A 26173-nucleotide genomic window follows, 5' to 3' on the forward strand; every position below is an offset into this window, starting at 1 on the left:
GGTGGGCCGCGCTGGCACTTTTGGCACTGCCATGGCGGCCCGTCGAGCGTGGTGTGTCAGAGGCCCAGGCGATCAGCGATCTCGTGGGCATCGGCTGTCCACAGGCCCGGTGATCCCACGGGGTACTGCGAGCGGAACCCGAGTAGTTTCTGCACCCGCACGGAGAGTCCGCGGACTGTGTCTCGGTCGATCAGCAGCGCGTGTGCCTCCTCTGGAGTCAGAAACGATGCCTGAACGGCGATGCTCACTGCCCGTCGGCACTGGTCGTGGGTCTGGTTCGCGCCGCCCCCGTGCAAGACCTTTCCGGAGAAGTACAACGCGTCACCGGCGCTCATCTCGGCCGCGACGGTTTCCTCAGGATCTCCGCGCATACCGAAGTCGTCGGCGAGATGAGTTCCCGGTAGCACTCGGGTCGCGCCATTGGCGTCGGTGAAATCGGTCAGCGCGACAAGGAGATTGGCGCTTACCTCGGGTGCGTACTTGCCCATGGCGGCGAAGGCGGGATAGTTCTCGTTGTCGCGATGCAGGAACTGGGCCCGGTTGCCGGGGCCGATCTGAATGACCTGCCCGGTCGAGAGCCACCAGTCCCCCAGATGATCGCGGAATGTTCCCTCGCCCAGGGCATGCAGGAGATCATCGTCGAGGATCTCGCTGCGAAATGTCGGGCTCTGCGCCACCAGGCCTGTCATGCGTTTGGTGTTGGCGCCGTGGAACTCCTGCATGATCGGATTCCAATGCTGCGATCCCGCCGAAACCTCTCCCAGTGCAGGGTCGAGTTCGGCGTTGAACCGGCGGACCTGATCGGTCGACAAGAATTCGCCGATGATCACCGCCCCGTCCTCGGCCACGATCTGCAGGATTTCCCGCACATCCGTCGACCGCGATACCTTACGCAAGAGCCGTGACTGACTGTCTGCCGTCGATGCCATGGTTTCACCTTCGTCTTGACTGAATGGACTCACCCAGAGCTATGAGGTCGGATGTTGTTGTTCACCACGGAGTTCCGTCTCCGACGCGGATTGCTGGGGTACCCGCGGTTCGCGGCCGCCGGCGTATTGCCACTCTGCTTGCAGCGGCGTGTGTCCACCACGGCGTAGTGCCCACGGATGCACCTGAGACTGGTGCACGTTGCACACCTCGGTCGCCGAGTGTCCGATCGCGCCCCGATGCCGGCCTGGCTGCTGCAGCGCGGCCGTCCTTCGGCTCGGATTCGGCGCAGCTGGTTCGAGGAGGGTTTCGCCTTCGATATCGACGTGGGGCATCAGGCGTTCGAGTGGAGCAGGTAGCCACCATGCGTGGCGGCCGAGCAGGGCCATGACTGCCGGGGTGAGTGTCATGCGGACGACGAGTGCGTCGAACAGCACGCCGATGCCCATGGCGAAGCCGATCGGCCCGATCATCGTGTCGTGGCTGAACAGGAATCCGGCGAAGACCGCGATCATGATCACCGCCGCGGCGGTGATGACGCGGGCGCTGCCCGCGTATCCGATGCGCACTGCTTCCAGCGCCGTGTTCTTGCCGCTGACGTAGGTCTCCCGCATGCGGGACAGGAGGAATATCTGGTAGTCCATCGCCAGGCCGAACAGCACGAGCAATAAGGGCACCAACGCATCGGAGAGCTTGCGGGCCACGTCGATACCGATCACGGTCTCACCTGTCAGGTGCAGGGCGGCTCCCTGCTCGGTGTGTAGGGCCCCCGCGGTTTCCCGGATGGCGCGCACCAGCTCAGCGGTGTGTTCGGAAGCGGGTGCGGTCGTGGGGAGTGTTGGGCTTAAAAGTTGTCGGGTCGCAGATGAAGGCTCCGCCGTTCGGTCCGCAAGTGTGTCGATCAGCACTTATCAGCATCGCTGCTGCCGACCTGCTCGTCGCCGCTCATAGGCCAATTCGATGCCACATGGATTCGTGGTGCAATGTGTTGCAGCCGCCGCGACATGTGGTTGCACGTCGCCGTTGTGGGCGTCCCTGCAAGCCCGCCACTGTGGAAGCCGCACGAGATCACGGTCACATTCAAGGAGGCGCGACGAATGCGCGAGGTACTCTTCGCGGCGGCAGACATCTGGATGCTCGCCATCGGACTCATCTGCGGCGTGAAATTCATTCGAGGACATCACAACTATTTGATCGGCCTTGAATGGATCATCATGGGCATGTCGGGAATCAATTTCCTGATCTATGGGTTGACGATGGCCGGTCCCGATTCCCCGATGTTCCACATCGCCTTCTTCCTGGACGCGTTCTCGCGCTCGATCGGGTTCACGCTGATCCTGGTCCTCGGATTGCTGGTCGTCACCCATGGGTACAAGCCGACGGCCAGGCTCGAAGTGGGCGTTTTCGCCCTCGCCGCCATTCTCGGGTTCTTTCTCTCGGAATGTGCGCAGGAGATCGGCACGCCTGGGAAGGTGTTCTTCCTGATCACCGCGCTCGCGACCTCCGGCTTCCTGTGCTACTTCGCCTGGAGGCTCTGGGAGATCGGCGAGCGCGCCCACGCCGGGGCTGTGGCCGCCGCTACCGCTTTGAACGTGGCCATCGCCTCGATCTACGACTTTTGGCAGATCCCCGGCGACGACACCAACCACACCCTCTTCTACACCCTCGCACTATTCACCTGGGGACTGGCGATGCTCGTCGTCTACCGGTCCTACACCGCGTTCGCTGCCCACAACACGCGGGTCGGCGCAGGCATCGACCCCTTCGCCGCGTCACCTGTCCGAGGAGCTGAAGTCGCATGAGCACCACGGCCTGGGCGGCGGTGAAACCACCCAGACCTTGGGCGCATCAAGCCGCTCTGACACACACGACGCGAATCCGCCTCAACTAAGCGCGAAATCCGCCTCTATAACCAGCTGGACAGAGCAGATCCCCAGGTCACCCGCGTTCCCATCTTCGATGTGCCCCGCCGAGGGCACGAACCTGCGACGGACGACCGCCAGGCCGTTCAACTGATTGGACGTCTGGCCCGGAAACTTTGGTGTATTCCTGGTTACATACCGAGAAAAGAAGCAGGTCAAGCCTAACTATCCCCTTCGGATTGCCAACGCACCGAACTGTAGGACTCGGGCGCCACCGCGCGCCACCGAATAATCGCCGTCCACACGGCCCAGCGTTAGCGGGCGTCGACGCGCCCCTGACGGGACCACGAAAAACCCTTTGCGCTCGACCGGGCGCGGGCGATGAAATGTGAGTTCACCCGTCGTCTGCACAGACATGACGGCTATCGACCTCGGCACGCCGGAAGGAACCCGCACCGTGGACATCGTCGACGAGAGCGTGCACAGCGAGGCACCCGCGTTCGCCGGACGGACCGAGTGGGTGGGCCTTCTGGTGCTCGCGCTCGCCTGCCTCGTCTACGCGATGGACCTGACGGTGCTGCACCTCGCGGTGCCGATGATCAGCGCCGACCTGCATCCGACCAGCTCGCAGCTGCTCTGGATCATCGACGTCTACGGCTTCATGGTGGCCGGTCTGCTGATCACCATGGGCACCCTCGGCGACCGGATCGGCCGGCGCCGCATGTTGATGATCGGCGCGGCGTCGTTCGCGGTGGTCTCCGTGGTCGCGGCGTTCGCGCCCACCGCCGAGGCGCTGATCGTCTGCCGGGCGCTGCTCGGCATCGCGGGAGCCACGCTCGCGCCGTCCACGCTGTCGTTGATCTTCAACATGTTTCGCGATCCGCGGCAGCGTTCGGTGGCGGTGGGCGTGTGGGTCGGCGCGTTCTCGGCGGGCGGCGCGGTCGGGCCGATCTTCGGTGGCGTGCTGCTGGAGAACTTCTGGTGGGGATCGGTGTTCCTGCTCGCGGTGCCGGTGATGGTGCTGCTGCTTGCGCTCGGCCCGAAGGTGCTTCCCGAGTTCCGCGACCCCGAGGCGGGGCGGCTCGATCCGATCAGCGCCGCGCTGTGCGTGGGCACCATGATCGCGGTGGTGTTCGGCATGAAGAAGATCGCCCAGGACGGCGTCGGCGCGGCGGCGCTCGCGGGCCTGATCGGTGGCGCGGCGCTCGGCGTGCTGTTCGCGCGGCGTCAGCTCACCCGCGCCGACCCGATGTTGGATCTGCGTCTGTTCCGGTTGAGCCGGTTCCGCGTCGCGCTACTGATCAACATCGTCGGCATCTTCGTCGCGTTCGGTTACTTCCTGTTCGTCGCGCAGTACTTCCAACTGGTGCTCGCGATGTCACCGCTGGCGGCCGGTCTGGCGATGGCGCCCTCGGGTATCGGGTTCATCGTCGGATCGCAGCTGGCACCACGGCTGGTTCAACTGGTGCGGCCCGCCTACCTGATCGGCGGCGGACTGGCCGTGGCCGGTGTCGGGCTGCTGATGATGACGCAGCTCAGCGCGTCCGGCGGCTACGGTCTGGCGCTCTCGGCTTCGGTGATCTCCGCGCTGGGATTGGCGCCGGTCTTCGGCATCACCACCGAACTCGTCGTCGGCGCCGCACCGCCCGAGCAGGCGGGCGCCGCCTCGGGCGTCTCCGAAACCGGCGCGGAATTCGGCGGTGCGCTGGGCATTTCGATCCTGGGCAGCATCAGCATCGCGATCTACCGCGGCGACCTGTCGTCCTCGCTACCCGCCGGGCTCTCCGAGGCGGACTCCGGATCCGTCCGCGATACCTTGGGCGCGGCGGTGCACGTGTCGACCCAGGTGCCGACGGCCCTCGGCGAATCCGTGCTCGCGGCGGCGCGCGAAGCATTCCTGCACGGAGTGCACATCACCGCGGGCATCGCCGGTGTCGCCGCACTGGCCATCGCGGTGGTGTCGGTCCGCAAGCTGCGCGAGATCCCGGCGGGTCCGTTGACTCACGAGGAGTGACGGCCCCGGCGGCAAGAATTACCCCACGAATGCGGCGCCCGTGGCATCCTTGCGCGGCGTGCAACCACCCAGCTCCGCGTCGAATTCATTTCTCGATCGAGCGGGTTCACATGGCGGTTTCGGGCGCGTCGGCCAGCGCCGCGAGGGCGGTCGACAGGGTGGCGCCGTTCGGTAGCGCGCCGTCGGGGCTGATCAACCAGAGCACCGAAAGACCCTGGGTGAGCGCGAAGTAGAGTTCGCCGATCGCTTCGGCCTGCCGTTCGGTCAAGTGCGGGTGGGTTTCGCGCAGGGTGGTGGCGAGGTCGGCGGTCGCCTGCGGGAGGCTCTCGGACATGAACCGCCGCGATTCCGGCGAGCGGGCCATGCGCAGCAGATTCTCCATGCTGGCCAGCATGCCTTCGCGATTGGCGGCGAACACCGCGGGCAGTCCATCGATCATCGAGGCGAACGCTTCGGACATCGGACGCCCCTCGGTCGCCGCGATCAGCTCACCCATGCTGTCGCCGATGCCGGTGCCGAGGGCTTCGGCCAGCGCCTCGGTGATCAACCGGTCCTTGGAACCGAAGTGGTAGCCGATGGCGGCCAGGCTGACCCCGGCCGCGTTCGCGATGTCGCGGGCGGTGGTCTTGGCGACGCCGCGCTCCATGATCGCCTTGCGGGCTCCGGCCAAGAGGTCTTCACGGTTTCCCATACGGACCAGGCTACCGCACGTCTCAGACGGATGTTCTAGACGTACGTACAATCAGTACGTTTGCCCGAGCGTCGCGGCGGCCCTCCGGCCATGCGTCAGGCACTGGACGAACCGCACCCGGCGGCGTCGATTACTGTCGAATCGTGCGGCAGAAGATGATCGTGGACGTCGATACCGGAATCGACGATTCGCTGGCCCTGCTGTACCTGCTGGCCTCCCCCGAGGCCCAGATCCTCGGTATCGCGGCGACCGCGGGCAATGTGTCCGCCGCCCAGGTCGCCGCGAACAATCTCGCGTGGCTGGATGTATGCCGGGCGCCGGAGATGGAGGTCGCCCTCGGCGCGGCCGAACCGCTCGCCATCCCCTTGCGCACCACCGAGGACACCCACGGCCCGCAGGGCGTCGGCTACGCCGAGCTGCCTGCGACCCGACGCGCGTGTTCCGACCGCACGGCCGCGCAGATGTGGGTGGCGCTGGCCCGCGAACATCCCGGCGAGATCGTCGGCCTGTGCACCGGTCCGCTCACCAATCTCGCGCTGGCGCTGCGCATCGAACCCGAACTGCCGCGGCTGCTGCGCCGGTTGGTCATCATGGGCGGCGCGTTCAACCATCCGGGCAACACCACGCCGACCAACGAGTGGAACGTGCACGTCGATCCCGAGTCGGCCAAGGAGGTGTTCGACGCCTTCTCCGCCGCCCCGCCGGACCGCCGACCGGTGGTGTGCGCCCTCGACATCACCGAGACCGTCGAGATGTATCCGAAGCACCTGGCGCTGCTCGCCGAGCGCGCGCTCAGCCACCCGGCGGAGACGGTGTCGGAGGACGACGTGCCTGGCACCCGCTCGGCGGCGTCGAATCCCGTTGTGCGCCATGTGTCCGACGCCGTGCGGTTCTATTTCGAGTTCCATCGCGCCTACGACCAGGGCTATCTCGCGCACATGCACGACCCGTTCGCCGCGGCGGTGGCCCTCGACCCGTCCCTGGCCCGCACCAGGCCGGCGACCGTCGACGTCGAGCTGACCGGCACCTTGACGCGGGCGACGACGGTGGCCGACTGGGCGGGCATGTGGGGGCGCGAACCCAACGCGGACATCGTCGTCGGCACCGATCCCGAGCTGTTCTTCGAGCGGCTCATCGCGCGCGTCGGCGATTTCGCGAAGAACCTCTATCCCCCTCGGGAGAGCCGCGCATGACGCGAGCACTGCCCGCTTCACCCCGCCCGACGAAGGACCTCCGGTGATCGACGACGACAACGCTTACCTCGCGGACTTCCGCGCGCGACTCGACCTGCCCGGAATCATCGACGTGCACACCCATTTCATGCCGGAACGGGTGCTGAGCAAGGTCTGGTCGTACTTCGATTCGGTGGGTCCGCTGACCGGCCGCAGCTGGCCGATCGCCTATCGCGAAGACGAGCAGGTGCGACTGAAGACGCTGCGCGACTTCGGTGTTCGTGCGTTCACCGCCCTGGTGTACCCGCACAAGCCGGAGATGGCCGCGTGGTTGAACGACTGGACCGCCGAATTCGCCGCCCGCACCCCCGAGTGCCTGCACACCGCCACCTTCTATCCCGAGCCCGGCGCGGCGGACTACGTCGGCACCGCGATCGAACGCGGTGCGCGAGTCTTCAAGGTGCACATTCAGGTCGGCGATTTCCCACCCGGCGACCCGCTGCTGTCGCCGGTCTGGGGACTGCTCGAGGACGCCGGGGTCCCCGCGCTGATCCACTGCGGTTCCGGTCCCGCTCCCGGCCGGTTCACCGGCCCAGAGCCGATCGCCGAACTGCTGCGACGCTTTCCGCGCCTGCGGCTGATCGTCGCCCACATGGGCACCCCCGAGTACGCGCAGTTCCTCGACTTGGCGGAACGGCACGACGGCGTCTACCTCGACACCACGATGGTGTGGACGGATTTCAGCGAGGCGGACGCGCCGTTCCCCGTCGCCGAGTACGGCCGTGTGCGTGAGTACGGTGAGCGCATTCTGTTCGGCAGCGATTTCCCCAACATCCCCTACGGCTACGGCCACGCCATCGAAGCCCTGGAGCGTCTCGACCTCGGTGACGATTGGTTGAGGCAGGTCTGCTATCACAACGCGGCCGATCTCTTCTCGCTGAGCTGATTCGACGTCACTGCGCAACCTGCTCTGAGGCGTACCATTCAGCGGATCTCGCGCCGGGAGAGGCCGCTGGCGCGTAGCACCCTGCGGTCCACGGCGGCGCGGATCGCCTCGTCGGTGCCGATGATGCGCACGTGCTTGCGCGCCCTGGTGATCGCGGTGTAGAGCAATTCCCTGGTGAGCAGCGTGGATTCGGGTTCGGGCAGCACGACGGAGACGGTGTCGTACTGACTGCCCTGGCTGCGGTGGATGGTCATGGCGAAAACCGTGACCACCGCGGGGAATTGGGTGGGGTGCACCAGATATGGCTCGCTGCCTCGCTGGAGGGCAGCGCGCAGGGATCCATCGGGCATGCGGACGATGACGCCGGTGTCGCCGTTGTAGATGCGCGCCTCGTGGTCGTTGGCGGTGACCAGCAGCGGCTGCCCCGGATACCCGGCCGCGTAATGTGTGTCGGGTCCCGCGCCGGAGGCCGCCGCCCAGTCCGCGGCCATCCGGTCCCAGCGCTCCACGCCGAACGGGCCCTGCCGGTGCGCGCACAGCAGCCGGTGCGATTCCAGCGCGAGCAGCGCACCGGCGGCGTCGCCGTCGACCGCGGCGTCGGTGACCGCCCGCGCCGCCCGCACCACGTCCCCGCGCACGGGCGCGGTGTCCTCCGGCGCGCACAACGACAGCTCGGGACCACCCGCGCGCAGCAGCTCCAGCGCCGCGTCGGCGTCGCCCGCGCGCACCGCGACGGCCAGATCGGCGATCCGCCCGCCGAAGCGCCGCCCCCTGGTGAGTCGGACGATGCCACCGCGCAGCCGCGTTCGCTCCAACGGCGTCAGCGCCTCCGCGTCGTGGCCCGGCTCGTGCCCGCCCGCACCGATGATCTCATCGAGCACCGGATTCGGTTCGCCGGCAACGGGTCCGGCGACCAGATCGGCCAGCACCGCGCCCGCGTCCACCGAGGCGAGCTGGTCGGGGTCGCCCACCAGGACCAGCCGGGTGTCGGGGCGCAACGCGGCGAGCAGGCTGCTCATCATGGTGAGCGACACCATGGAGGTCTCGTCGACCACGATGACGTCGTAGGGCAGGCGGTTGAACTCGTGGTACTTGAACCGGGTGCGGCGTCCGCGCTGCCAGCCGAGCAGGCGGTGCAGCGTGGCGGCCGTCAGCTCGGGCAGGCCCAGGTCGCCCGCCTGTTCGCGGACCGCCTCCTGTAGCCGCGCGGCCGCCTTGCCGGTCGGCGCGGCGAGCGCGATACGCAGCGCGGCCGCCTTGGGATCGGCCCTGCGGTGCGACTCGAGCAGTGCGAGAACGCGGGCGATGGTGTGAGTTTTCCCGGTGCCCGGCCCGCCCGCCACCACGGTGGTCCAGTGCGTGGCGGCCAGCGCGGCGGCGAGGCGCTGGCGGTCGGGTCCTTCGCCCAGCGGACTGTCGAACAGCCGGTCCAGTTCCCGGCGTACGACGGGAACGTCGATCTTGGGATGGGTCCCCGCGCGTTCGGTGAGCACCCGCCGAATGGTCTGTTCCTGCTGGTAATAACGATCGAGGTAGAGCAGCGGGCCGGTGTCGTCGCCACGTTGCGGCGGCACCAGTCGCAGCGGGCACAGCGGACCCGCGGGTCCTCCGCAGACCAGCGGACTGACCTTCAGCGCGGCCGTCACCGCCGCGATGTCCGGCCACGGCAGCGTCGCCGGGTCGACGCCCGCCCCCGCGTCCCAGTCCTCGTCCGCGTCGACGCCGATCTCCCGCATCCGGTTCAGCTCCAGGCACACCGAGCCCGAGCGCACCGCCCGCACGGCCAAGGCCGCCGCGAACAGCACCTCCTCGGACTCCTCCCGCCCCAACCGCCCGAGCCGCAGCGCCACGTGCACGTCCGCAGCCGACAAGACCCCGGCCTCGTTGAAGACCCGCAGCAGCCCGGTCCCGCGCTGCGCCAACTGAATCGACGTCATCGGACCTCCCCCGCGAGCAGATCCGACAGCGCCGTGATCAGCACGACCGGCGGCGTCCAGTCGAAAACACCTCGGCCGGGCGGTGTCTCGGGTCCGACCATGCCGCGGACGAACAGGTAGCGGCAGCCGCCGAGGTGGCGGGACGGGTCGTAGCCGGGCAGCCGCCAGCGCAAGTACCGGTGCAGCGCGACCGAATACAGCAGCGCTTGCAGCGGATAGTGCGAGCGCAGCATCTCGGCGGCCATGCGCTCCCTGGTGTAGTGGTCGACGGTCAGGTCGCCGGTGCCGAGGCGGTTGGTCTTGTAGTCGACGACGACGAAACGCGGTGTGCCGTCGGGATCGGCGACGCGGAGCACGGCGTCGATGCTGCCGGTGAGGTAGCCGCGCAGCTGGATGTCGTCCAGGCCCGCCAGCAGGTCGGCGTAGGACGTCAGGTCGTCGTCCGGCGGCAGGTGCTCGCGCAGCAGATCCGCGATGCCGCGCAGCGTCGCCGCCCGCGCGGACGGGGTGTCGCCACCGGCGAGCGGGAGCTCGAACTCCAGCTCGGCGAGCTGGTCGCGGCGGGAAAGGTCGGCGAGACAACCGAATCCGAGCGGCGTGCGCAACACGGCGAGCAGCGCCGCGCCGAGCACGGCGGGATCGATGTCGGCCATCAATTCCTCGACCGCGGCGCGGCAGCGCGTGTGCACCTCGGTGTCGAGATCCGCCGCGCCGGTGTCGATCTGCTCGAGCACGCCGTGCACCAGGGTGCCGAACTCCGCGCCGTAGGGCAGCGCGTTCATCAGGGAAGGGGCGGCCACGGTGGCCGGTTCGGCGGCGTCCAGGGGCGGCGCGGACGGCTCGTCCTCCGGTCCGCGTTCGTCCTCCGGCTCGGTGTCCGTGCCGATCTCGTGCGCGCCCGCGGTAAGCGCGGAGTACGAGGTGCGCCGCCAGTGCTGGTCCATGACGCGGTCGAAGCGCGCGGCGGCCAGGTCACCACTGGAGTGTTCGGTGCGCACCCGCCGCGGCTCGACGTCCTCGGCCGGTTCGACCGCGGTCACCGAGATCGCCTCCGGCGCGGCGGCCGCCCATGCCGCCAGCATCGGCACCGCCTGCTGATCGGCGGGCACCGCGGCCCGGCCGGGGACCGCCTCACCGCCGTCGGGACGGCCGAGGGTCATCCGATGCAGCGGCGCCGCGGCAGTGGTGATGGCGGGCGCCCACCAGGCGACGATCTGGCACATGGCGCGGGTCAGCGCGACGTAGAGCAGCCGCAGTTCCTCGCCCGCCTCCTCGGCTTCGCTGCGCAGCTTGCGCTCGGCGTAGCCCACGGCCTCCTGGCCGCCCACATCGAGGACGCGCGCGCCGTCGTCATCGTGGAACAGGAGCGTGGCCGGGTACGGGTTCTTGGCGCTGTCCCACGCGAAAGGCAGGTAGACGATGGGGAATTCGAGGCCCTTGCTGGCGTGCACCGTGGCGATCTGCACGGCCGCCGCGTCGCGGTCGAGCCTGCGGGAGCGGTCGGCGACGGCGCTCGCGGCGGGGTCGCGCACCTGGTCGGCCAGCCAGCGGGTCAGCGCGGTCAAACCGAGACCCTCGGTGAGCGCGACCTGATCCAGCAGCTGAGCGATGTGCCTGAGGTCGGTGAGCTGGCGTTCGCCGTTCTCGATCGCGAGCAGCCGCGGCGCGAGACCGGTTTCGGCGGAAAGTTTTTCGAAGACTGCGGCGAATCCGGCGCGGGCGAACAGCCGGGCCGCCTCGCGCAGCTGCGCGCTCACCCGTCCGACGAGATCGGCTCCGCCGCTGTCGATGTCGGCGGCCGTGCAGCCCAGGATCGGCGTGCACGCGGCCAAACGGACGCGGTCGGAACGGTGCGGCTGTTCCAGCGCGCGCAGCACCCACAGCCACTCGGTGGCGCTCGGCGTGCCGAACACGCTGGTGCCGCCCGCCAGCACCGAGGCGACGCCGACGCGGTCCAGCGCTGCCCGCACCACATCGATCTGGGAGCGCGTGCGCACCAGAACGGCGATGTCGCCCGGCCCGACCGGACGGCGGACGACGCCGTCGATGTCGGTGTCCGGCACCGATTCTCGCACCTGTGCGGCCGAGTCCGCGTTCGCCTTAGGCGCGGGCACGGTCACTCGCACATCGGATTCCAGCAGGCGCACGATGTCGGCGGCGAGGTCGTCGGCGACCTTGGCGCGCTGACGGCCGACGGACGGGAAGCCGGACTTGTTCAGCGGGCCCGCCCCGGTGCGCGGCAGGCACCGCACCCGCATCGGTGTGACGAGTTCGGCGGGCCCGGACAGGCGCGACCACGGGCGCGTCGCGGCGACCGGGTAGACGGTGATCTCGGGGTGGCCGAGCGCGGCGTCGCCCTGCAGGCGTTCCAGCGCGGCGAGCAGTCCGGCGTCGCTGCGCCAGTTGGTGGTGAGCTCGCTGCGCCGGTCGGCGTGCGCGACCGCGTCCAGGTAGCTGAGCACCTCCGCGCCGCGGAACGCGTAGATGGCCTGCTTGGGATCCCCGACCAGCACGAGAGTCGTCTCGCCGTGGAAGGAGCGGCGCAGAATGTCCCACTGGAGCGGATCGGTGTCCTGGAACTCGTCGACCAGCGCCACGCGGTAGCGATCCCGGATACGGGCGCAGGCGCGCGGACCGTGGTCGGGATCGGCGAGCACGTCGTGCAGTAGCACCAGCAGATCGTCGAAATCGCGCAGTCCCGCAAGGCGTTTGCGGCGTTCGGTCTCGGCGCGCACCGCCTCGGCGAAGGCCACCCGCTCCCCCGCGGTCCCGTCGCCGCGCGGCACGAGGCGGGCGTGCCGGTCGCGCACCGCCGCCAGCGCGAGGCTGTGCGCCTCCTTCAGCGAGAACGGCGGCGTGGCGCGGGCGTAGCGGTGCAGGTAAAGGTCGTCGGCAACGGTGCAGGTCAGCTCGTCGACCGATTCGACGAGGCGCGAACCCGGGTCGTGTTCGCCCGCGAGCCCCAGCTCGTCGAGCATGCGCTGGCAGAAGCTGTGGGTGGTGGCGATGGTGCCCGCGTCGAAATCCGAGAGCGCGGTGAGCAGCCTGGCTCGCCTGCGCCGCACTTCCGCGGCGTCGGTGTCTGCCAAGTGCCGGACCAGGTCGTCGGCGTGTGCCGGCGCCGTCTGCGCGTCGGCGAGCGCGGCCGCCACCGCCACGAACCGGTCGCGGGCGCGTTCGCGCAACTCCTGGGTCGCGGCCCGGCTGAAGGTCACCAGCAGCAGCTGTCCGATCTCGACCCCCGCCTCGGCCACGTAACGCACCGCGAGTCCGACGATGGCGTGCGTCTTGCCGGTGCCCGCGCTGGCCTCGAGCACCGTGGTGCCGGTCGGCAGCGGGCCGTACGGGTCGAACGACGCGATCGCCTCCACCGACGGGGCGCGGACCGTGTCCTGAACGGTCATGCGACACACCGCCTTTCGCCCCGCACAGGGATTTCGTCGAACCGGGCGCCGAACAATCGCCCGGAGGAATCGCACCACGTTCGCTCGGGAACGCGCGCAGACACGCCGGGACGGCGTCGGGACCTGCGCGGGGGCGGCGTCGGGATCACGGCTGCCCCTGGCTTTCCGCGCCGAGCAGCGGCGCCCACAGGCGGCGGCCCAGCGCACCGAACCGGGTGCTCTCCCCCGGCTCGCCCGCCGGAGCGGGGGCTTCCATCAACTGCTCCAGCCGCGGCGCCGAGCCCCACACGTAGCGCAGGTGGCGGTCGGTGTGGTCGCCGAAAGCACCGGGACCGTTGGGGCCGCCGTTGAATTCGCGTTCGGCCGCGGCGAAGGCCTCCTCGGCGGTCGCGCCGCGGAAGCGACGTTCGGCGTAGGCCGCGGTCGCGGCCGGGGCGACGGGCAGCGGCTCGGTCAGACCCGCGTCGCGCAGCTTCACCAGCTCACGCAGGATCGCCACCGCGGCGGGCGCGTCCGGCGCGGTGAGTACGGAACGCCATGCCGGGCGGCCGAATTGGCCGCGCCCGGTGGTGACGGCGCGCCAGGAGCGGTCCTCGGTCGCGGCGAGCGCGAGCAGCGCGACCCACGCGGCGATGCGATGTTTCGGGGCCAAGCGCGAGAAGGTGGTGCGCACCAACGTTTTTCCGCGCACCTCGGGCACGGTGCCGGTGAGCCTACGGCCGTTGCCGAGATCGATGGCGACGTCGACGGCCCTCGCCTGTCCCTCGTAGTCCGGCAGCGAGGCGCGCACCAGCTTGTCCACGGTGTGCTCGATCTCGTCCAGCACCGCGCCGCCGAGCCCGAACGGCGGCAGGGTGCCGCGCCGCCACTCCGCGGCGCGCAGCCCGTTCGGATCGGCGCCGGTGAGCCGCGCGGTCAGCATGCGTTCGCCCAGTTCCCATTTCGCGAGGCCGTCCAGTTCGATGGGCAGGCGGTCGGCGATGTCCTCTTCGTGTTCGGGCACCCGCAGGCCGAGCCGCTGCCACAGGAAGGCGCGCACCGGATGTTCGGCGAAGGAAATCAAGTCGGCGAGCGCTACATCCGACGGTTCCGGCAAGGGCAGCGGTTCCGGCAGGAAGACGGGCCGAGGCTGGGGCGTGCGGCCCGCGGCCAGCGCACCCGCCAGCGCGACCGTGTCGAAGCTGAACGGCCGGTCGCCGTGAAAGTTGCGGCGGTCGAAGCCTTGCAGCGGGTGCCGGGCGAGCACGGCGTCCATGCCCGCCGCGCCGACGTGGGCGCGCAGCGCGTCCAGCAGTTCGGCGACCGGGATCGCCGGCGGGCGGTGCGCGCCGCTGACCGGGTCGGCGCCGGTGTGGAACAGCAACAGCTTCTCCCGCGCCGCGAGCACGGCGTCCAGCAGCAGCTGCCGATCCTCGCTGCGCGGATCGCGTTCGCCGAGAAGGGGATCGCGCGCGAGCACGTCGTCACCGTCCACGCCGCCCGCGCGGGGGAACACCTCGTCGTCGAGCCCGAGCAGCACCACCACGCGGTGCGGCACCGACCGCATCGGGACCATGGTGCACACGGTGAGCTCGCCGGTGCGGAAGTTCGCGCGGGTGGGCTGGGCGGCCAGCCTGCTCGACAGCAGCACGGCCACGTCGGCCAGTCGCAGCGGCACCGCGCCCGCGTGTTCGGTGGCCGCGGCGATCTCCCTGCGCGCCTCGGTGCGCACCCAGGCTTGACTGTCGGGGACGTCGGTGAGCAGGTCCAGCGCCCGGCCGAGCACAGCGGCCCACTCATGCGCCGGACGCGGACCGCGCAGATCGCGCAGGCATACCGCGAGGCGATCGACGAACTCCGCGAACCGACCGGCGAGATCGACGTCGTTGCTGTCCACGTCGTCCAGCGGAAGCGCGAGATCCAGCCAGTCGTCGGCGGATTCGTCGGCGGTGACGCCGAGCAGGATCCGATCGACCGCGCCGTTCAGCGTGTTCTGGGCGAAATCGGCCAGCCCGAACGCCTGGCGCTGGCGCTGCCCGATCCCCCAGCGAGCACCGGATTCGGCGGCCCAGCCGCGCAGCCGCTCGATCGCGTCGTCGTCGAATCCGCAACGGCGGCGGACGGTTTCGGACGCGGCGAGATCGAGCACCTGGGTGACAGTGACGCGCCCGTCGGCCAGCTCCAGCAGCACGCCGATCACCGCGAGCAGCGGATTGGTCACGCCGCGGCCGCGGTCGGCCAGCCGCACCCGCAGCGAGTGCGCGGGATGGGCTGCGTCGGTGCTGGTTTCGCCGGAACCCGCGCGCGAGCCGAACGCGGCGCGCACCAGCGGTGCGTACGCCTCCACCTCCGGGCACATGATCAGCACGTCGCGCGGTTCCAGCGTGGGATCGGCCGCGAACAGGCCGAGCAGGCATTCGCGCAGGACCTCGACCTGCCTGGACGGCCCGTGGCAAGCGTGCACCCGCACGCTGTCGTCGGCGGGGACGAGTTCGGTCGGCGGCCACACGTCGTCGCGGATGCCGGCCTGCAACGCGGCGAGCAGCGAGGTCGGCGACTGCCGGACACCACGCTCCCCCGGTGCCGAGATCGCAGCCCGCACCACGTCGTTCGTGCGATCGGCCGCGATCCGCGATTCCGCTCCGGCGACATTCGCGTCATACAGCGAAAGGTGCGTATCCGACCCGGCCGCCGCGGGTCCGGACAATCGCTGCTGCAACTCGCGCACATCCCGCGCCAGCCCGGCGAGCAGCGGATGACGCACCGACCGCCCGGACGCGTCGGCCGCGCGGGACGCCGCGGGCGACAGCCGCGCGATCGCCGACCACATGACCGGGCTCGGATGCGCCAGCCACAAGTGCACGTCCCTGGTGTGCCCGAGCGCCGCGAGAACCGCCAGCTGATCGGCGGGCAACCGGGTCACTCCGAACAGCGAAAGTCGTTGCGGCAGTGCGACGAGTTCGGGTTCGGCGCGCAGCCTGGCGCAGGCCGCGCCCAATCGCTCGGCGGGACTCGGCAGGCCGATCTCGGCGCGCAACCGCCGCCACAGCGTGGGCTGCCACAGCAGATCGTCGGGGACCGGACGGCCCGCGCCATCGGTGTCGGCGCCCGCCGCCCACTCGGCGATCAGCGCCGGTCGCTGGGCGCCGTAACTGTCGAACAGCGCGGCCAGATGCGCCGCGGTGGCGTAACGCCTGCCGATCCGGTGGTCGCGACCGGACGGGTCGGCGCCGCCGAGGTGGCGGGCGAGCACCGCGCACCACGGTTCGCCGAGCGCGGCGTCGATCACCCGCAGCAGCGTCCATACGGTGCGCTGCGGCGACCACGGATCGTCGTCATGGGCCACACCAGCACTCGCCGCGAGCGCCTCGGCGACCAGCGCCGCCGGGGTCGGGAACCGGATATTCGCCGCGACACCGTCGCTGCCGCCCGCCGAGACGCCGAGCACCGCGGACAGCCGCTGAGTGAGCCAGCGCTCCACACCCTTGGCGGGCACCGCGACGACTTCCGCCGCGAACGGATCCGGCTGCGGCGTCGCCAACAGTTCGGCCAGCGCGTCCGCCAGGGCGTCGGCGCGCTCGGCCCGGTGGATGTGCAGCGGCATTGCACGTTTATACGCCAGCGACCGTCGCGCAACCGCGCCGCCCCGTCCGTCGACGAGTGAATTGAGCCACACGCGAACGGAATCCTCGGCCGTGTCACGCCGGACCCGTCGGACCCGTGTGCCAGAGTGCTGGTCCGGGGAGGAACGGGAGAGCTGCATCGAAAGGCTGGTTCGCGTTCATGGATGCGATGGTGATTCCCCTATTGCCGAGAGGCGGCTTCACGGTCCGCCGGATCGGTGACCGATGGGAACTCGTCAACTCACGCCACTACGGCCGCACCGTCGTCCTACACACCTGGCCGCGCGACCGCCACACCGAGGCGTTCGAGCACTGCTATCGGCTCAACGGACGCACCGTCGAGGAACTGCGCGCCGCCTTCACCTGAATCGCGGCGCGACGAAACTCGCTGCGGTACAAGCGCGCAACGGTCGCCTTAACACACCTTCCTGCCGAGCTCAAGACGTGCGTCAGCGGCGCGGATGTGCGATCGTGGTCCCTCGTGCGTTACCCCATGGCCGCCACCCGGACAGTTCCCCGCGTGGCCGCATCCGCCTGTGTCCTGGCCGCCGCGGCGATCTTGATCCCGAGTGCGCCCGCCCTGCTCCCCGGTACCGCCGCGCCGCGCGCCTCCGCCGCGTGCCTGGCCGGCTTCGATTGCGACATGAGCAGTCGCATCGCCGCGGTCGACGCCTACCTGAAGACGCGCCCCGGCGTCACGGGCTACGTCGTGCGCGACCGGGTGACCGGCGGGGTGTACGCGAACGAGCACGCCGAGAATTCCGTGTGGACGGCCTCCACCATCAAGCTCGCGATCGCCGCTGATCTGCTGAATCGCGCCCGCGTCGGCGCCATCGCGCTCTCGCCGGAAGACCGCAATCTGCTGGAGGCCATGCTCGCCACCTCCAATGACGCCGCCGCCGACCTGCTCTGGAACAAGTACGCCGGCTTCGACCGGATGGCGTACAACAACGCCTTCCGCGCCAACGGCATGGTCTCGCTCGTCCCGCAGCCCACCAGCACCGCGCTCTTCCCCGACTGGTCGTTCCAGAAGTGCACCGCCGCCGACCTGGACCGGCTGATGGATCACGTGCTCACCGGGATGCACCCCGACGACCGCAACTACCTGCTCGACCGGATGCGCTCGGTCGACTACAACCAGCACTGGGGCGTCTGGGGCGCGGGCGCCCGCATGCGGCCGGGACTCAAGAACGGCTGGTCGGCCGAGCAGGGCGGCTGGGTGGTCAACTCGGTCGGCTTCGCCGGCCCCGACGAGCGGTACACGCTGGCGATCATGAGCTCGCTCGGCGACGCGGGCGGTTACACCGAGGGAGCCGAGACCGACACCAAGGTCGCGGAAATGCTGCTCGCCGGTCGCTGACCAGCGGTCACGCGCGGCGGCGCAGCACCATGGGGGCGCCGTCGCGCGGGAACGGAATCGTGGTGAACCCCCACGGCATTCGATAGTCGCCGGGGATCTCCCACTCGTATTCGCGCACCATCGCCGAGATCAGGGTCTTCACCTCGAAGGTGCCGAAGTGCATGCCGATGCACTTGTGCGCGCCCGCGCCGAAGGGCAGCCACGCCAGCCGGTGCGAGTGGTCCTCGCGGCGCGGTTCGGCGAAGCGCAGCGGATCGAACACCTCGGGCCTTGTCCACAGCTCGGGCAGCAGGTGGTTGACCTGATAGGCCAGGTCGACCGCGGTGCCCGCGGGAATGTAGTGGCCGAGAATCTCGGTGTCGCGCACGGCGCGGCGCACCAGACCCGGCACCGGCGGCATCAACCGCAGCGACTCCTTGACCACGAGGTCCAGATCGTGCAGGCGGTCCAGGTCCGCGATGGTCGTTGCGGCGTCGCCGGTTTCGGCATCCACCGCGAGCACCTCCGCGCGTACCCTGCGCTGCCATTCCGGATGTTTGCCCAGGTAATAGGCGACCGCGGTGGCGGTGGTCGTCGTGGTGTCGTGGGCGGCCATGATCAGGAAGATCATGTGGTTCACCACGTCGGCGTCGGAGAACACCGCGCCGTCCTCGCTGCGGGCGTGGCACAGGCCGGAGAAGAAGTCCGCGTCCTGCGAGCGCCGTTTGGCGGGCAGCATCTCGGTGAAGTACTGCTCGAGCACGCGCCTGCCACGCAGGCCCGCGCGCCAGTGCCCGCCGGGAACCGGGTGGCGCACGATCGACAGACCGGCGTGCGTGCAGTCGACGAAGGCGTCGATGAGGTCGCGCCGCCGCGCGCCGACGTCGACCGCCATGAAGGTCTCCCCCGCGATCTCGAGCGTCAACTCTTTGACGGTCGGGTAGAGCCGCACGGTGGTCCGGTCGCGGCCGGGCGGCACCCAGCGCGCCACCGCCGCCCGCGCTATCGGTGTCAGGGTCGCCAGATGCGCGGCGAGGCGTTCCCTGGTGAAGGCCTGCTGCATGATCCTGCGGTGGTACATGTGCTCGTCGAATTCGAGCAGCAGCAGCCCGCGCCGGAAGAACGGGCCGATGAAGTAGTCCCAGCCCTGGCCGAAATCGCGGCGGCGGCTGCCGAGGACCTCGTCGATCGCCTCCGGACCGGACACCAGCACCCGGTCGATGCCGAGCGAGGTGTTCAACGCCACCGGTCCGTAGCGGCGGTGGCGGTCCACCATCTCGGCGGGCCCCCACCGCATGTAGTGCAACGCGCGGCCGAGATAAGGCAGCCCGATATCGCCGTGCACCGGAACGGTCGTGCTGCCGCGCGGCGGGGCGGCCAGCACCCGGTGGCGTTCGGGCAGCCTGCGCAGCACGCGATCGATGACGCTCGCCTGGGGAATGTCGATGAGATCCGCGTTCTCCGATGCGGCGCGCACGCTGCGCTTTCGGACGGCGACCCGGTCTTCTGCGACCATCGCACACCTCCCTGAACGACAGCATTCATCGTATTCTCTTCTTCGCAGTCGTTCAGGCGGATCGGGCGCCGTGACCTTCACTTCCGCGGCCCGCCGACGGTGAGGCTTCACCGCACCACACGCCCGGATCGGGGATCTCGTCGTGACGGTCCAGGGCGGGCCGACTACGGTTGAACGTTGTCGGTAACCGTTCGCGGGGGAACGAGCCCCCCGATTGTCGAGGAGCAGGACGATGAGCACTCAGTCTGTCGAGAACCGTCGTCACAAGGTCGTGGTGATCGGCTCGGGCTTCGGCGGCCTGTTCGGCACCAAGCACCTCAAGCGCGCCGACGTGGACATCACCCTGATCTCCAAGACCTCCACGCACCTGTTCCAGCCGCTGCTCTACCAGGTCGCCACCGGCATCCTCTCGGTCGGCGAGATCGCGCCAGCGACCCGGCTCGTGCTCAGAAAGCAGCGCAACGCCCAGGTGCTGCTCGGCGATGTGATCGACATCGACCTAGCGGAGAAGACGGTCACCTCACGGTTGCTGAACCAGAACACGGTCACGCCGTTCGACAGCCTGATCGTCGCCACCGGCGCGCAGCAGTCGTACTTCGGCAACGACCAGTTCGCCACCTACGCCCCCGGCATGAAGACCATCGACGACGCGCTGGAACTGCGCGGCCGCATCCTCGGCGCGTTCGAGGGCGCGGAACTGGCGACCACCCAGGAACTGCGCGACCGGCTGCTGACCTTCGTCGTCATCGGCGCCGGACCGACGGGCGTCGAATTGGCCGGGCAGATCGCCGAACTCGCCGACCGCACGCTCGAGGGCACCTTCCACAACATCGATCCGCGCGACGCGCGGGTCATCCTGATCGAGGGCGCGGGCGCGGTGCTCGGCCCGATGGGCCCGAAGCTGGGCGGCAAGGCCAAGCGCAGGCTCGAGAACATGGGTGTGGAGATCCAGCTCAACGCCATGGTCACCGACATCGACGCGCACGGCGTCACGGTGAAAGACGCCGACGGCACGATCCGCCGGATCGAATCCGCGTGCAAGGTCTGGTCGGCGGGCGTGCAGGCGAGCCCGCTGGGCAAGATGCTCGCCGAGCGCTCCGAGGGCACCGAGGTGGACCGGGCCGGGCGCGTCGTCGTCGAACCCGATCTCACCATCAAGGGCCACCCCAACGTTTTCGTGGTCGGCGACCTGATGGCCGTGCCCGGCGTGCCGGGTCAGGCGCAGGGCGCGATCCAGGGCGCGACCTACGCCGCCAAGCAGATCAAGGCCGGGCTCAAGGGCCAGGCGCCCGCGGAACGCAAGCCGTTCAAGTACTTCAACAAAGGCAGCATGGCCACCGTGTCGCGGTTCAGCGCCGTCTGCCAGGTCGGCAAGCTGGAGTTCGGCGGCTTCATCGCGTGGCTGGCCTGGCTCGCGCTGCACCTGTACTACCTGGTCGGCTACCGCAGCCGGATCATCACGGTGATCCAGTGGTTCGTCACCTTCCTCGGACGCACCCGCGGCCAGATGGCCGCCACCGAGCAGTGGGTGTTCGCGCGGCTCGCCTTGGAACAGGTCAACGAGGATCAGGAAGAGGCCGACGAACTCGCGGCCGCGCTCGGCGCGCCGCCCGCGAGCAACGGTCGCGCGCCGGGCAAAGCGGCGACAGACCGCGCGGTCTCCTAACTTTCCCGGAGTTCCTGTCCAGCGGGGATGACATCACCCCGCCATTCGATCAGCGGTCGAATGGCGGGGTTTTCGCGTGTCCAGCAATCATCAAGCAACGCCAACTCGCCTGTCGTGTGCGCGTTTCCACCAATCCGTGCGGCCCGCGGGTCCGAATGTGGAACGTCGAGCATGTCAGCTACGAAGAAAGGTGAGTATGGCCACAGGCAAGCACAGAGCTCCCAACCCGCAGCGGCAGAAGGTGGGCTCGATGGTCGCGGCGGGTGCTGTCCCCCTGGTGTTGGCGCTCGTCGGCACCGGAACCGCCAATGCCGCGCCCGCGGAGACGAATCCGGTCACCCAGCCCGATCAGCCGGCGCAGTGGCCCGCGGCCGACGCGCCCAACACCATTCCGTACGAGGGTCTCGATATTCCCGACAACACCCTCAGTTCGCTGCAGTGGTCGCGGCCCGCGCCGGATCGAAGCTACCTCGCGCCGGTCGGTGTGCTGCACGCGCCGGTCCCGGTGGCACCGGTTCCGCCGATCGCACCGCCGCCGGGTCAGTTCCGCTTCGGTGACGTCACGGTTCCCACACCCGACTGGATCAACACCGAACAGGCGATCCAGATCAACGACAACTCCGCCATGGTCGAGGCGAATCTCGCGACGTTCCTCGACTCGATCGGCATGGAGCGCAGCCGGTCCGACCGCATCGCCAGTCAGACCGTCGGCACCGCGGCCATGGGCGCGGTGGCGGGTGCCGGCGCGGCGGTGCCGTTGGCGCTCACCTCGGCGATGACCGGCGCAGCGGTCGGTCTGGTGGCCGGTCTGGCGTTGATGCCGGTCGGCCTCGTCGCGGGTCCGGCGCTCGGTGCGGCGGTCGGCGCCGCGGCGATCACCATTCCGGCAGCCGCCCTCGGCGCGGCCGCCGGTGCCGCTGTCGGCGCGGTCTCCGCCTTCAACGCCCCTTCGCGGGTAGTCGGCGACTGAACGCGCGGAAGGCGCTTCCGGCCACCACGAAAGGTTTGCCGGAAGTCAGAGCACAGGGCGGGGTTTCGACATCAGGTCGGAGCCCCGCCCTTTCGATTTCGCGAGCGACCGGGTTCCTCAGGCACTGAAGAGCACTGCGGCTTCTCGCGTTACGCGAGAGGGTCACGCGGTGGCGGGCGCCGAAACCGCCGCGTCGCTCAGGGTTCGCGGGCTCGTCGTGGCGCTCAGCCGCGCGCCCACCGCCGTGAACAGGCTTCCGCCCGCCGCGAGCGGCAGGCGCGTCGCATGGAGTCCGAAGGTTTCGACCGGCCGATCATCGGGGTAGACGAGTTCGCTGTCCAGGGCGCGCGACGCCGAGAGGGCATCGTCTGTGGCGGCGGCGCAGCCGAGTCCGAGACGGTGGCGCAGCAGCGGAAGGCCGTCCAGGTCGGCGATCAGGTCGCCGCGCCAGGCACCTCGGTCCTCCCCGGCACGTCCGATCTGCACCCGTTCGCGTAACCGGAGACGGGCGTCGGCCGCGAGCCGAACGGTGGTGACCGCCCGGTGGTCCGCGCCGCCCGCCACGATGAGCGGTTCCGTCTCGACGTCCAGCTCGCCGCCTTCGGCGACTTCGAAAAGCCAGCGCGCGCACGAGATTCGGGTCGCGGCGGCGGGCAGCGCGATGGTCGCCGCGACCGAGCGCACGGCGAGCCGGGCTCCCTGGCCCACCGTGACCGAGATGTGCAGTTCGTCGCCGCCCAGCGGGGTGGCGGCGGTGCCGACCAGGTGCACGGTATGCGGACCGGTTCGGCGCGCGGCGAGTCCGCCGGACGCGTGGATTTCCGGGAGCGCGTCCGCCGTCGCGACGATCCTGAGGTCAGTGCGCAACGGTCGCCGCGTCTCCCGCGCCGCGGTCCGGTTCCCTCGGCGCGGCATCGTGTCGCGCGGCTGCGGCGAGTTGTTCGCGCACCCAGGCCAGCACCGGGGTCGCGGCCGGGTCCTCCGTCAGCGAGAGCAGTGCGGTCGGCCTGCCCTCGCGCACCTTCGCCGCGTCGCGCTCCATCACGCCGAGGTCGGCGCCGACCAGCGGGGCGAGGTCGGTCTTGTTGACCACCAACAGATCCGAGAAGGTGACGCCGGGGCCGCCCTTGCGCGGCACCTTGTCGCCGCCCGCCACGTCGACGACGAAGATCTGCACGTCGATCAGGCCGGAGGAGAACGTCGCCGTGAGGTTGTCGCCGCCGGATTCCACCAGGATCAGATCCAGCGGCGGGTTGGCCGCGATCAGGTCGTCGATGGCGTCCAGGTTGGCGGTGATGTCGTCGCGGATGGCGGTGTGCGGGCAGCCGCCGGTCTGCACGGCGGTGATGCGCTCGTCCGGCAGCACCGCGTGGCGGCGCAGGAAGTCCGCGTCCTCGGTGGTGTAGATGTCGTTGGTCAGCACGGCGAGCGACAGTTCCCCGCGCAGCTGCCTGCACAGCGCCGCGACCAGCGCCGTCTTGCCCGAGCCGACCGGGCCGCCGATCCCGATGCGCAGCGGCTCCCCCGCCGTCCGCGCCCGCTTCGGCCGGTCGTGCGAATGATGGTGCGGTTCACCGTCGATCAGGTGCGGTGGCATGCGGCATCTCCTTGTCTCGGGAACGTCGGTCAGCTGGCGAACAGCGGCATGGCGCGGTGCCGGTGCAGTTCGGCGAGCGCGTCCTGCAGTGGATCCGACAGGGCGGCGAGACCTTCGGCCGCCTCGGCGGCGGTGCGGTCGCAGAGCTCGGCCAGCCGGACGGTGCAGGCGGCCACGGCCGCGGGATCGAGCGCGAGCAATCGCTGGGCGGCGGTGGCGGCGCCGGTGAGCGTGGTGTAGACGACGACATCGGCCGTCTCGCGCGGGGTCACCGCGCAGGCGCGACCGACCGCGCCGAATACCGTGGACAGGTGCGGGCGTGCCGCGAGATCGTTCCAATCATGTTGTGGCCACACCTGTTTGGCCAGCCGCAACAGCCCGCGACCCTGTGCGCGGGAGGCGGACCGCGCCGCGGGCGAGGGCGTGCGGGCGTCGGCCTCCGCGTCCGCGCGGCGCGGATCGAGATCGCCCGCGCAGACCGCCGCGGCCAGCGACGCGGCGACCAGGCCGGAGGTCCGCACGCGGCGGCGCAGATACGCCTCGACCGTCGCGACGTCGCGCACCAGTCCGGCGGCGACGGCTTCTTCGACGCCGCCCGAGTGCACGTGCCCGCCGATCGGCAGCCGCGAGTCGGCCAAGGCGAACAGCGTCGCCGGGCTCGTCGCACCTGTCTGCCGCATCGCTCGACCCTATGCGCACCTTCGCCTCCGCTCCAGCCGTACGCGATTTTGCCGACCGACTACGTTCAACCGCGCATTCTCCGAATACCTTCGCCTTCGCTCTACGCGGGATGCCGGGCTCACGCGTCGCCGCGACGGTAGGCGCGGGCCCAGAAACGCCTGGCCTGGCCCCTGGTGAGGTCGGTCCAGGCCTGAACGGGCGCCGACCACCACGGCGCGATGTCGGACGGTTTGGCGGTGACGGCGTGGCAGACGAGGTCCGACGCCTCGTCGACGGTGAGCCCGGGCACCCGGCTGAAGTCGGTGGGCGCGCTCATCCTGGTGTGCACGAGCGGCATGTAGATCGACGTGGTGGTCAGTCCGTCGATGGCGATCTCGGCGGCGACGCTGCGCAACCACACGTCGAAGGCCGCTTTCGACGCGCCATAGGCGGCCCACCGCGGGGCGGGCGGCATCAGGACACCCCAGGTGGACATGTTGACGATGTGCCCGCTGCCCCGAGATCGCATGGCGGGCAACAGGGACAGCAGCAGGCGGACCGGACCGAGATAGTTCACGTCGATGGTCCGGGTGAAATCGTGGAAACGGTCGTAGGATTGGTCGATCGGACGGCGAATCGACTTGCCCGCGTTGTTGATCAGCACGTCGATGTGGTCGTGCGCGGCGAGCAGCTCTGCGGCGAGGCGGTCCACCGCCTCCATGTCGGTCATGTCGGTCGGATAGACGTGCGCGACGCCGCCCGCGGCGGCGATCTCGGCGGCCAGCCGTTCGAGTTCGGCGGCGGACCGGGCGACCAGCAGCACGGTCGCGCCCGCCGCGGCGAGCTTGCGCGTGCTGGCTTTGCCGATCCCGTGCGAGGCGCCGGTGATCAGCACGTTGCGTCCGGCGACCGCGGCGCGCAGGTCTTCGCCGGACGGACGCGAGTGCGGGTAGAGCAGCTTGGCGGCCACCCGTTCGGCGAGCGGTCGCCCGCGGGTGGGCTCGGTCTCGGACACTCCACCAATGTATGGCGCGCTGGGGGTTTCTACCCGGTACTAGGCGTAGAAACCCGGCGGCGCCGGGCGCTGCCGGTGCGGGAAGATTCGACGATGTCGTCACAACCTTCCCGTCCGGCGGGAATCGGCGCCTGGATCGCCAGGGTGATCGCCATCGTGCTGCTCGTTCCCATTCGCCTGCTCTGGGAAGGCGTGCGCCTGCTCGGGCGACTGCTCGCCGCGGCCTGCTACTACTTCGTCACCCGCCTGCTCGCGCCCGTGGCCCGATTCGTCTGGTACTGGGTGATCCGTCCGATCTGGCTGTTCGTCAAGGACTTTCTCTGGGGCTGGGTGCTGCAGCACGTGCTGTGGGGTCTATTGCTGACGCCATTGGTCGCGCTGCTGCTCGACTATTTCCTGCGTCCACTGCGCCAGGCCATCGAGCGCTGGCTGTGGCGCGCGCTGTTGCGGCCCGCACTGGCGTGGCTGTGGCGGGCGGTGCTGGAACCGCTGATCGGCCTGCTGCTCGCGACGGTGTACTGGCTCGGCAAGTGGTGCGTGGTCTGGCCGCTGGCGCAACTGTGGCGCTGGGTGCTGCGTCCGCTGTGGATGCTGACGCGCGCGGTGCTGAGCTACGCGTGGCGGGTGGCGACCGTCATCGTCGGGGTGCTGGTCGTGGCGCCGTGCCGTTTCGTGTACCGCACCGTGCTGCGTCCGCTGCTGCTCGCCCTGGCCGCGGTCTGGGTCGTCGTGGTCGTGCGTCCGTTGCGCTGGGTGCACGGCAGTGTGATCACGCCGGTCAACCGGTGGGCCGCGGAGATACTGACCGGAGTGTTCGGCCGCTGACACCGGCCGAGACAGCCGACGACAGCGCCG

The 26173-nt window shown here is 69.9% G+C and carries 20 protein-coding genes; 9 read left to right on the forward strand and 11 right to left on the reverse strand.

Annotated features, from left to right (window positions below; all coding sequences use genetic code 11):
• Positions 1-56 precede the first annotated feature (56 nt).
• Positions 57-929, reverse strand: a complete 873-nt coding sequence (locus AB0H49_RS09170; RefSeq protein ID WP_357249132.1) for a phytanoyl-CoA dioxygenase family protein — start codon at positions 927-929, stop codon at positions 57-59.
• A gap of 39 nt (positions 930-968) precedes the next feature.
• Complete coding sequence (locus AB0H49_RS09175; protein ID WP_357249135.1) at positions 969-1646, reverse strand: MMPL family transporter; 678 nt, start codon at positions 1644-1646, stop codon at positions 969-971.
• Between the two features lie 378 nt (positions 1647-2024).
• On the opposite strand from AB0H49_RS09175, the gene AB0H49_RS09180 reads away from it, so the two are divergent.
• A complete protein-coding gene (locus AB0H49_RS09180; protein ID WP_357249138.1) occupies positions 2025-2729 on the forward strand; it encodes a transporter in 705 nt (234 codons plus the stop codon).
• Between the two features lie 475 nt (positions 2730-3204).
• Entirely contained in the window at positions 3205-4803 is a 1599-nt protein-coding gene (locus AB0H49_RS09185; RefSeq protein ID WP_357249141.1) for an MFS transporter, read from the forward strand.
• A 106-nt stretch (positions 4804-4909) separates the two neighbouring features.
• On the opposite strand, the gene AB0H49_RS09190 is transcribed toward AB0H49_RS09185, so the two are convergent.
• Positions 4910-5494, reverse strand: a complete 585-nt coding sequence (locus tag AB0H49_RS09190) for a helix-turn-helix domain-containing protein (protein ID WP_357249144.1) — start codon at positions 5492-5494, stop codon at positions 4910-4912.
• Positions 5495-5637: 143 nt separating this feature from the next.
• On the opposite strand from AB0H49_RS09190, the gene AB0H49_RS09195 reads away from it, so the two are divergent.
• The gene (locus AB0H49_RS09195; RefSeq protein ID WP_357249147.1) at positions 5638-6687 is read left to right on the forward strand and encodes a nucleoside hydrolase; all 1050 of its coding nucleotides are present in this window, start codon (positions 5638-5640) and stop codon (positions 6685-6687) included.
• Positions 6688-6730: 43 nt separating this feature from the next.
• Positions 6731-7612 carry an amidohydrolase family protein gene (locus AB0H49_RS09200; RefSeq protein WP_357249150.1) on the forward strand — a complete coding sequence of 294 codons (882 nt, stop codon included), beginning with the start codon at positions 6731-6733 and terminating at the stop codon, positions 7610-7612.
• A gap of 38 nt (positions 7613-7650) precedes the next feature.
• Here AB0H49_RS09200 and recD read toward each other — a convergent pair whose 3' ends face one another.
• The 3 genes from recD to recC all read right to left on the reverse strand — a co-directional run bounded on the left by recD (position 7651) and on the right by recC (position 16536).
• The gene (recD, locus tag AB0H49_RS09205; RefSeq protein ID WP_357249153.1) at positions 7651-9549 is read right to left on the reverse strand and encodes an exodeoxyribonuclease V subunit alpha; all 1899 of its coding nucleotides are present in this window, start codon (positions 9547-9549) and stop codon (positions 7651-7653) included.
• The gene (locus AB0H49_RS09210) at positions 9546-12953 is read right to left on the reverse strand and encodes a UvrD-helicase domain-containing protein (protein WP_357249155.1); all 3408 of its coding nucleotides are present in this window, start codon (positions 12951-12953) and stop codon (positions 9546-9548) included. Before AB0H49_RS09210 ends, recD begins: the two co-directional genes overlap by 4 nt.
• Positions 12954-13098: 145 nt before the next feature.
• Positions 13099-16536, reverse strand: coding sequence for an exodeoxyribonuclease V subunit gamma (gene recC / locus AB0H49_RS09215; RefSeq protein ID WP_357249158.1), 3438 nt, complete (start codon positions 16534-16536; stop codon positions 13099-13101).
• A 188-nt stretch (positions 16537-16724) separates the two neighbouring features.
• Here recC and AB0H49_RS09220 point away from each other — a divergent pair, with 188 nt between their 5' ends.
• Positions 16725-16922 carry a hypothetical protein gene (locus AB0H49_RS09220; protein WP_355003634.1) on the forward strand — a complete coding sequence of 66 codons (198 nt, stop codon included), beginning with the start codon at positions 16725-16727 and terminating at the stop codon, positions 16920-16922.
• Between the two features lie 126 nt (positions 16923-17048).
• Positions 17049-17915 (forward strand): tat pathway signal sequence, encoded by an 867-nt coding sequence (locus AB0H49_RS09225; protein WP_355003732.1) that lies wholly within the window; start codon positions 17049-17051, stop codon positions 17913-17915.
• Positions 17916-17922: 7 nt separating this feature from the next.
• Here AB0H49_RS09225 and AB0H49_RS09230 read toward each other — a convergent pair whose 3' ends face one another.
• Entirely contained in the window at positions 17923-19410 is a 1488-nt protein-coding gene (locus tag AB0H49_RS09230; RefSeq protein WP_357249161.1) for a cytochrome P450, read from the reverse strand.
• A 232-nt stretch (positions 19411-19642) separates the two neighbouring features.
• Here AB0H49_RS09230 and AB0H49_RS09235 point away from each other — a divergent pair, with 232 nt between their 5' ends.
• Together AB0H49_RS09235 and AB0H49_RS09240 are read left to right on the forward strand one after the other, a co-directional pair.
• The gene (locus tag AB0H49_RS09235) at positions 19643-21076 is read left to right on the forward strand and encodes an NAD(P)/FAD-dependent oxidoreductase (protein WP_355003636.1); all 1434 of its coding nucleotides are present in this window, start codon (positions 19643-19645) and stop codon (positions 21074-21076) included.
• Between the two features lie 196 nt (positions 21077-21272).
• Positions 21273-22046, forward strand: coding sequence for a hypothetical protein (locus tag AB0H49_RS09240; protein ID WP_357249164.1), 774 nt, complete (start codon positions 21273-21275; stop codon positions 22044-22046).
• Between the two features lie 162 nt (positions 22047-22208).
• Here the strand turns inward: AB0H49_RS09240 and AB0H49_RS09245 are convergent, their stop codons facing one another.
• The 4 genes from AB0H49_RS09245 to AB0H49_RS09260 form a co-directional block, all read right to left on the reverse strand.
• Positions 22209-22913 carry an urease accessory protein UreD gene (locus AB0H49_RS09245; RefSeq protein WP_357249167.1) on the reverse strand — a complete coding sequence of 235 codons (705 nt, stop codon included), beginning with the start codon at positions 22911-22913 and terminating at the stop codon, positions 22209-22211.
• A complete protein-coding gene (gene ureG, locus AB0H49_RS09250) occupies positions 22903-23643 on the reverse strand; it encodes an urease accessory protein UreG (protein ID WP_355003638.1) in 741 nt (246 codons plus the stop codon). The genes AB0H49_RS09245 and ureG overlap by 11 nt, the downstream gene beginning before the upstream one ends.
• Before the next feature lie 29 nt (positions 23644-23672).
• The gene (locus AB0H49_RS09255) at positions 23673-24323 is read right to left on the reverse strand and encodes an urease accessory UreF family protein (protein WP_357249170.1); all 651 of its coding nucleotides are present in this window, start codon (positions 24321-24323) and stop codon (positions 23673-23675) included.
• A gap of 119 nt (positions 24324-24442) precedes the next feature.
• Positions 24443-25318 carry an SDR family NAD(P)-dependent oxidoreductase gene (locus AB0H49_RS09260; protein ID WP_357249173.1) on the reverse strand — a complete coding sequence of 292 codons (876 nt, stop codon included), beginning with the start codon at positions 25316-25318 and terminating at the stop codon, positions 24443-24445.
• Between the two features lie 93 nt (positions 25319-25411).
• Here AB0H49_RS09260 and AB0H49_RS09265 point away from each other — a divergent pair, with 93 nt between their 5' ends.
• Positions 25412-26143 (forward strand): hypothetical protein, encoded by a 732-nt coding sequence (locus tag AB0H49_RS09265; protein WP_357249176.1) that lies wholly within the window; start codon positions 25412-25414, stop codon positions 26141-26143.
• The last annotated feature ends 30 nt before the right edge of the window (positions 26144-26173 follow it).

The organism is Nocardia sp. NPDC050713 (assembly GCF_040654315.1).
Taxonomy (GTDB): Bacteria; Actinomycetota; Actinomycetes; order Mycobacteriales; family Mycobacteriaceae; genus Nocardia.

Coding starts and splice junctions, on each gene's coding strand:
- AB0H49_RS09170 (WP_357249132.1), bottom strand. CDS start 929: ATGGCATCGACGGCAGACAGTCAGTCACGGCTCTTGCGTAAGGTATCG.
- AB0H49_RS09180 (WP_357249138.1), top strand. CDS start 2,025: ATGCGCGAGGTACTCTTCGCGGCGGCAGACATCTGGATGCTCGCCATC.
- AB0H49_RS09185 (WP_357249141.1), top strand. CDS start 3,205: ATGACGGCTATCGACCTCGGCACGCCGGAAGGAACCCGCACCGTGGAC.
- AB0H49_RS09190 (WP_357249144.1), bottom strand. CDS start 5,494: ATGGGAAACCGTGAAGACCTCTTGGCCGGAGCCCGCAAGGCGATCATG.
- recD (WP_357249153.1), bottom strand. CDS start 9,549: ATGACGTCGATTCAGTTGGCGCAGCGCGGGACCGGGCTGCTGCGGGTC.
- AB0H49_RS09210 (WP_357249155.1), bottom strand. CDS start 12,953: ATGACCGTTCAGGACACGGTCCGCGCCCCGTCGGTGGAGGCGATCGCG.
- recC (WP_357249158.1), bottom strand. CDS start 16,536: ATGCCGCTGCACATCCACCGGGCCGAGCGCGCCGACGCCCTGGCGGAC.
- AB0H49_RS09220 (WP_355003634.1), top strand. CDS start 16,725: ATGGTGATTCCCCTATTGCCGAGAGGCGGCTTCACGGTCCGCCGGATC.
- AB0H49_RS09225 (WP_355003732.1), top strand. CDS start 17,049: ATGGCCGCCACCCGGACAGTTCCCCGCGTGGCCGCATCCGCCTGTGTC.
- AB0H49_RS09230 (WP_357249161.1), bottom strand. CDS start 19,410: ATGGTCGCAGAAGACCGGGTCGCCGTCCGAAAGCGCAGCGTGCGCGCC.
- AB0H49_RS09235 (WP_355003636.1), top strand. CDS start 19,643: ATGAGCACTCAGTCTGTCGAGAACCGTCGTCACAAGGTCGTGGTGATC.
- AB0H49_RS09240 (WP_357249164.1), top strand. CDS start 21,273: ATGGCCACAGGCAAGCACAGAGCTCCCAACCCGCAGCGGCAGAAGGTG.
- ureG (WP_355003638.1), bottom strand. CDS start 23,643: ATGCCACCGCACCTGATCGACGGTGAACCGCACCATCATTCGCACGAC.
- AB0H49_RS09255 (WP_357249170.1), bottom strand. CDS start 24,323: ATGCGGCAGACAGGTGCGACGAGCCCGGCGACGCTGTTCGCCTTGGCC.
- AB0H49_RS09265 (WP_357249176.1), top strand. CDS start 25,412: ATGTCGTCACAACCTTCCCGTCCGGCGGGAATCGGCGCCTGGATCGCC.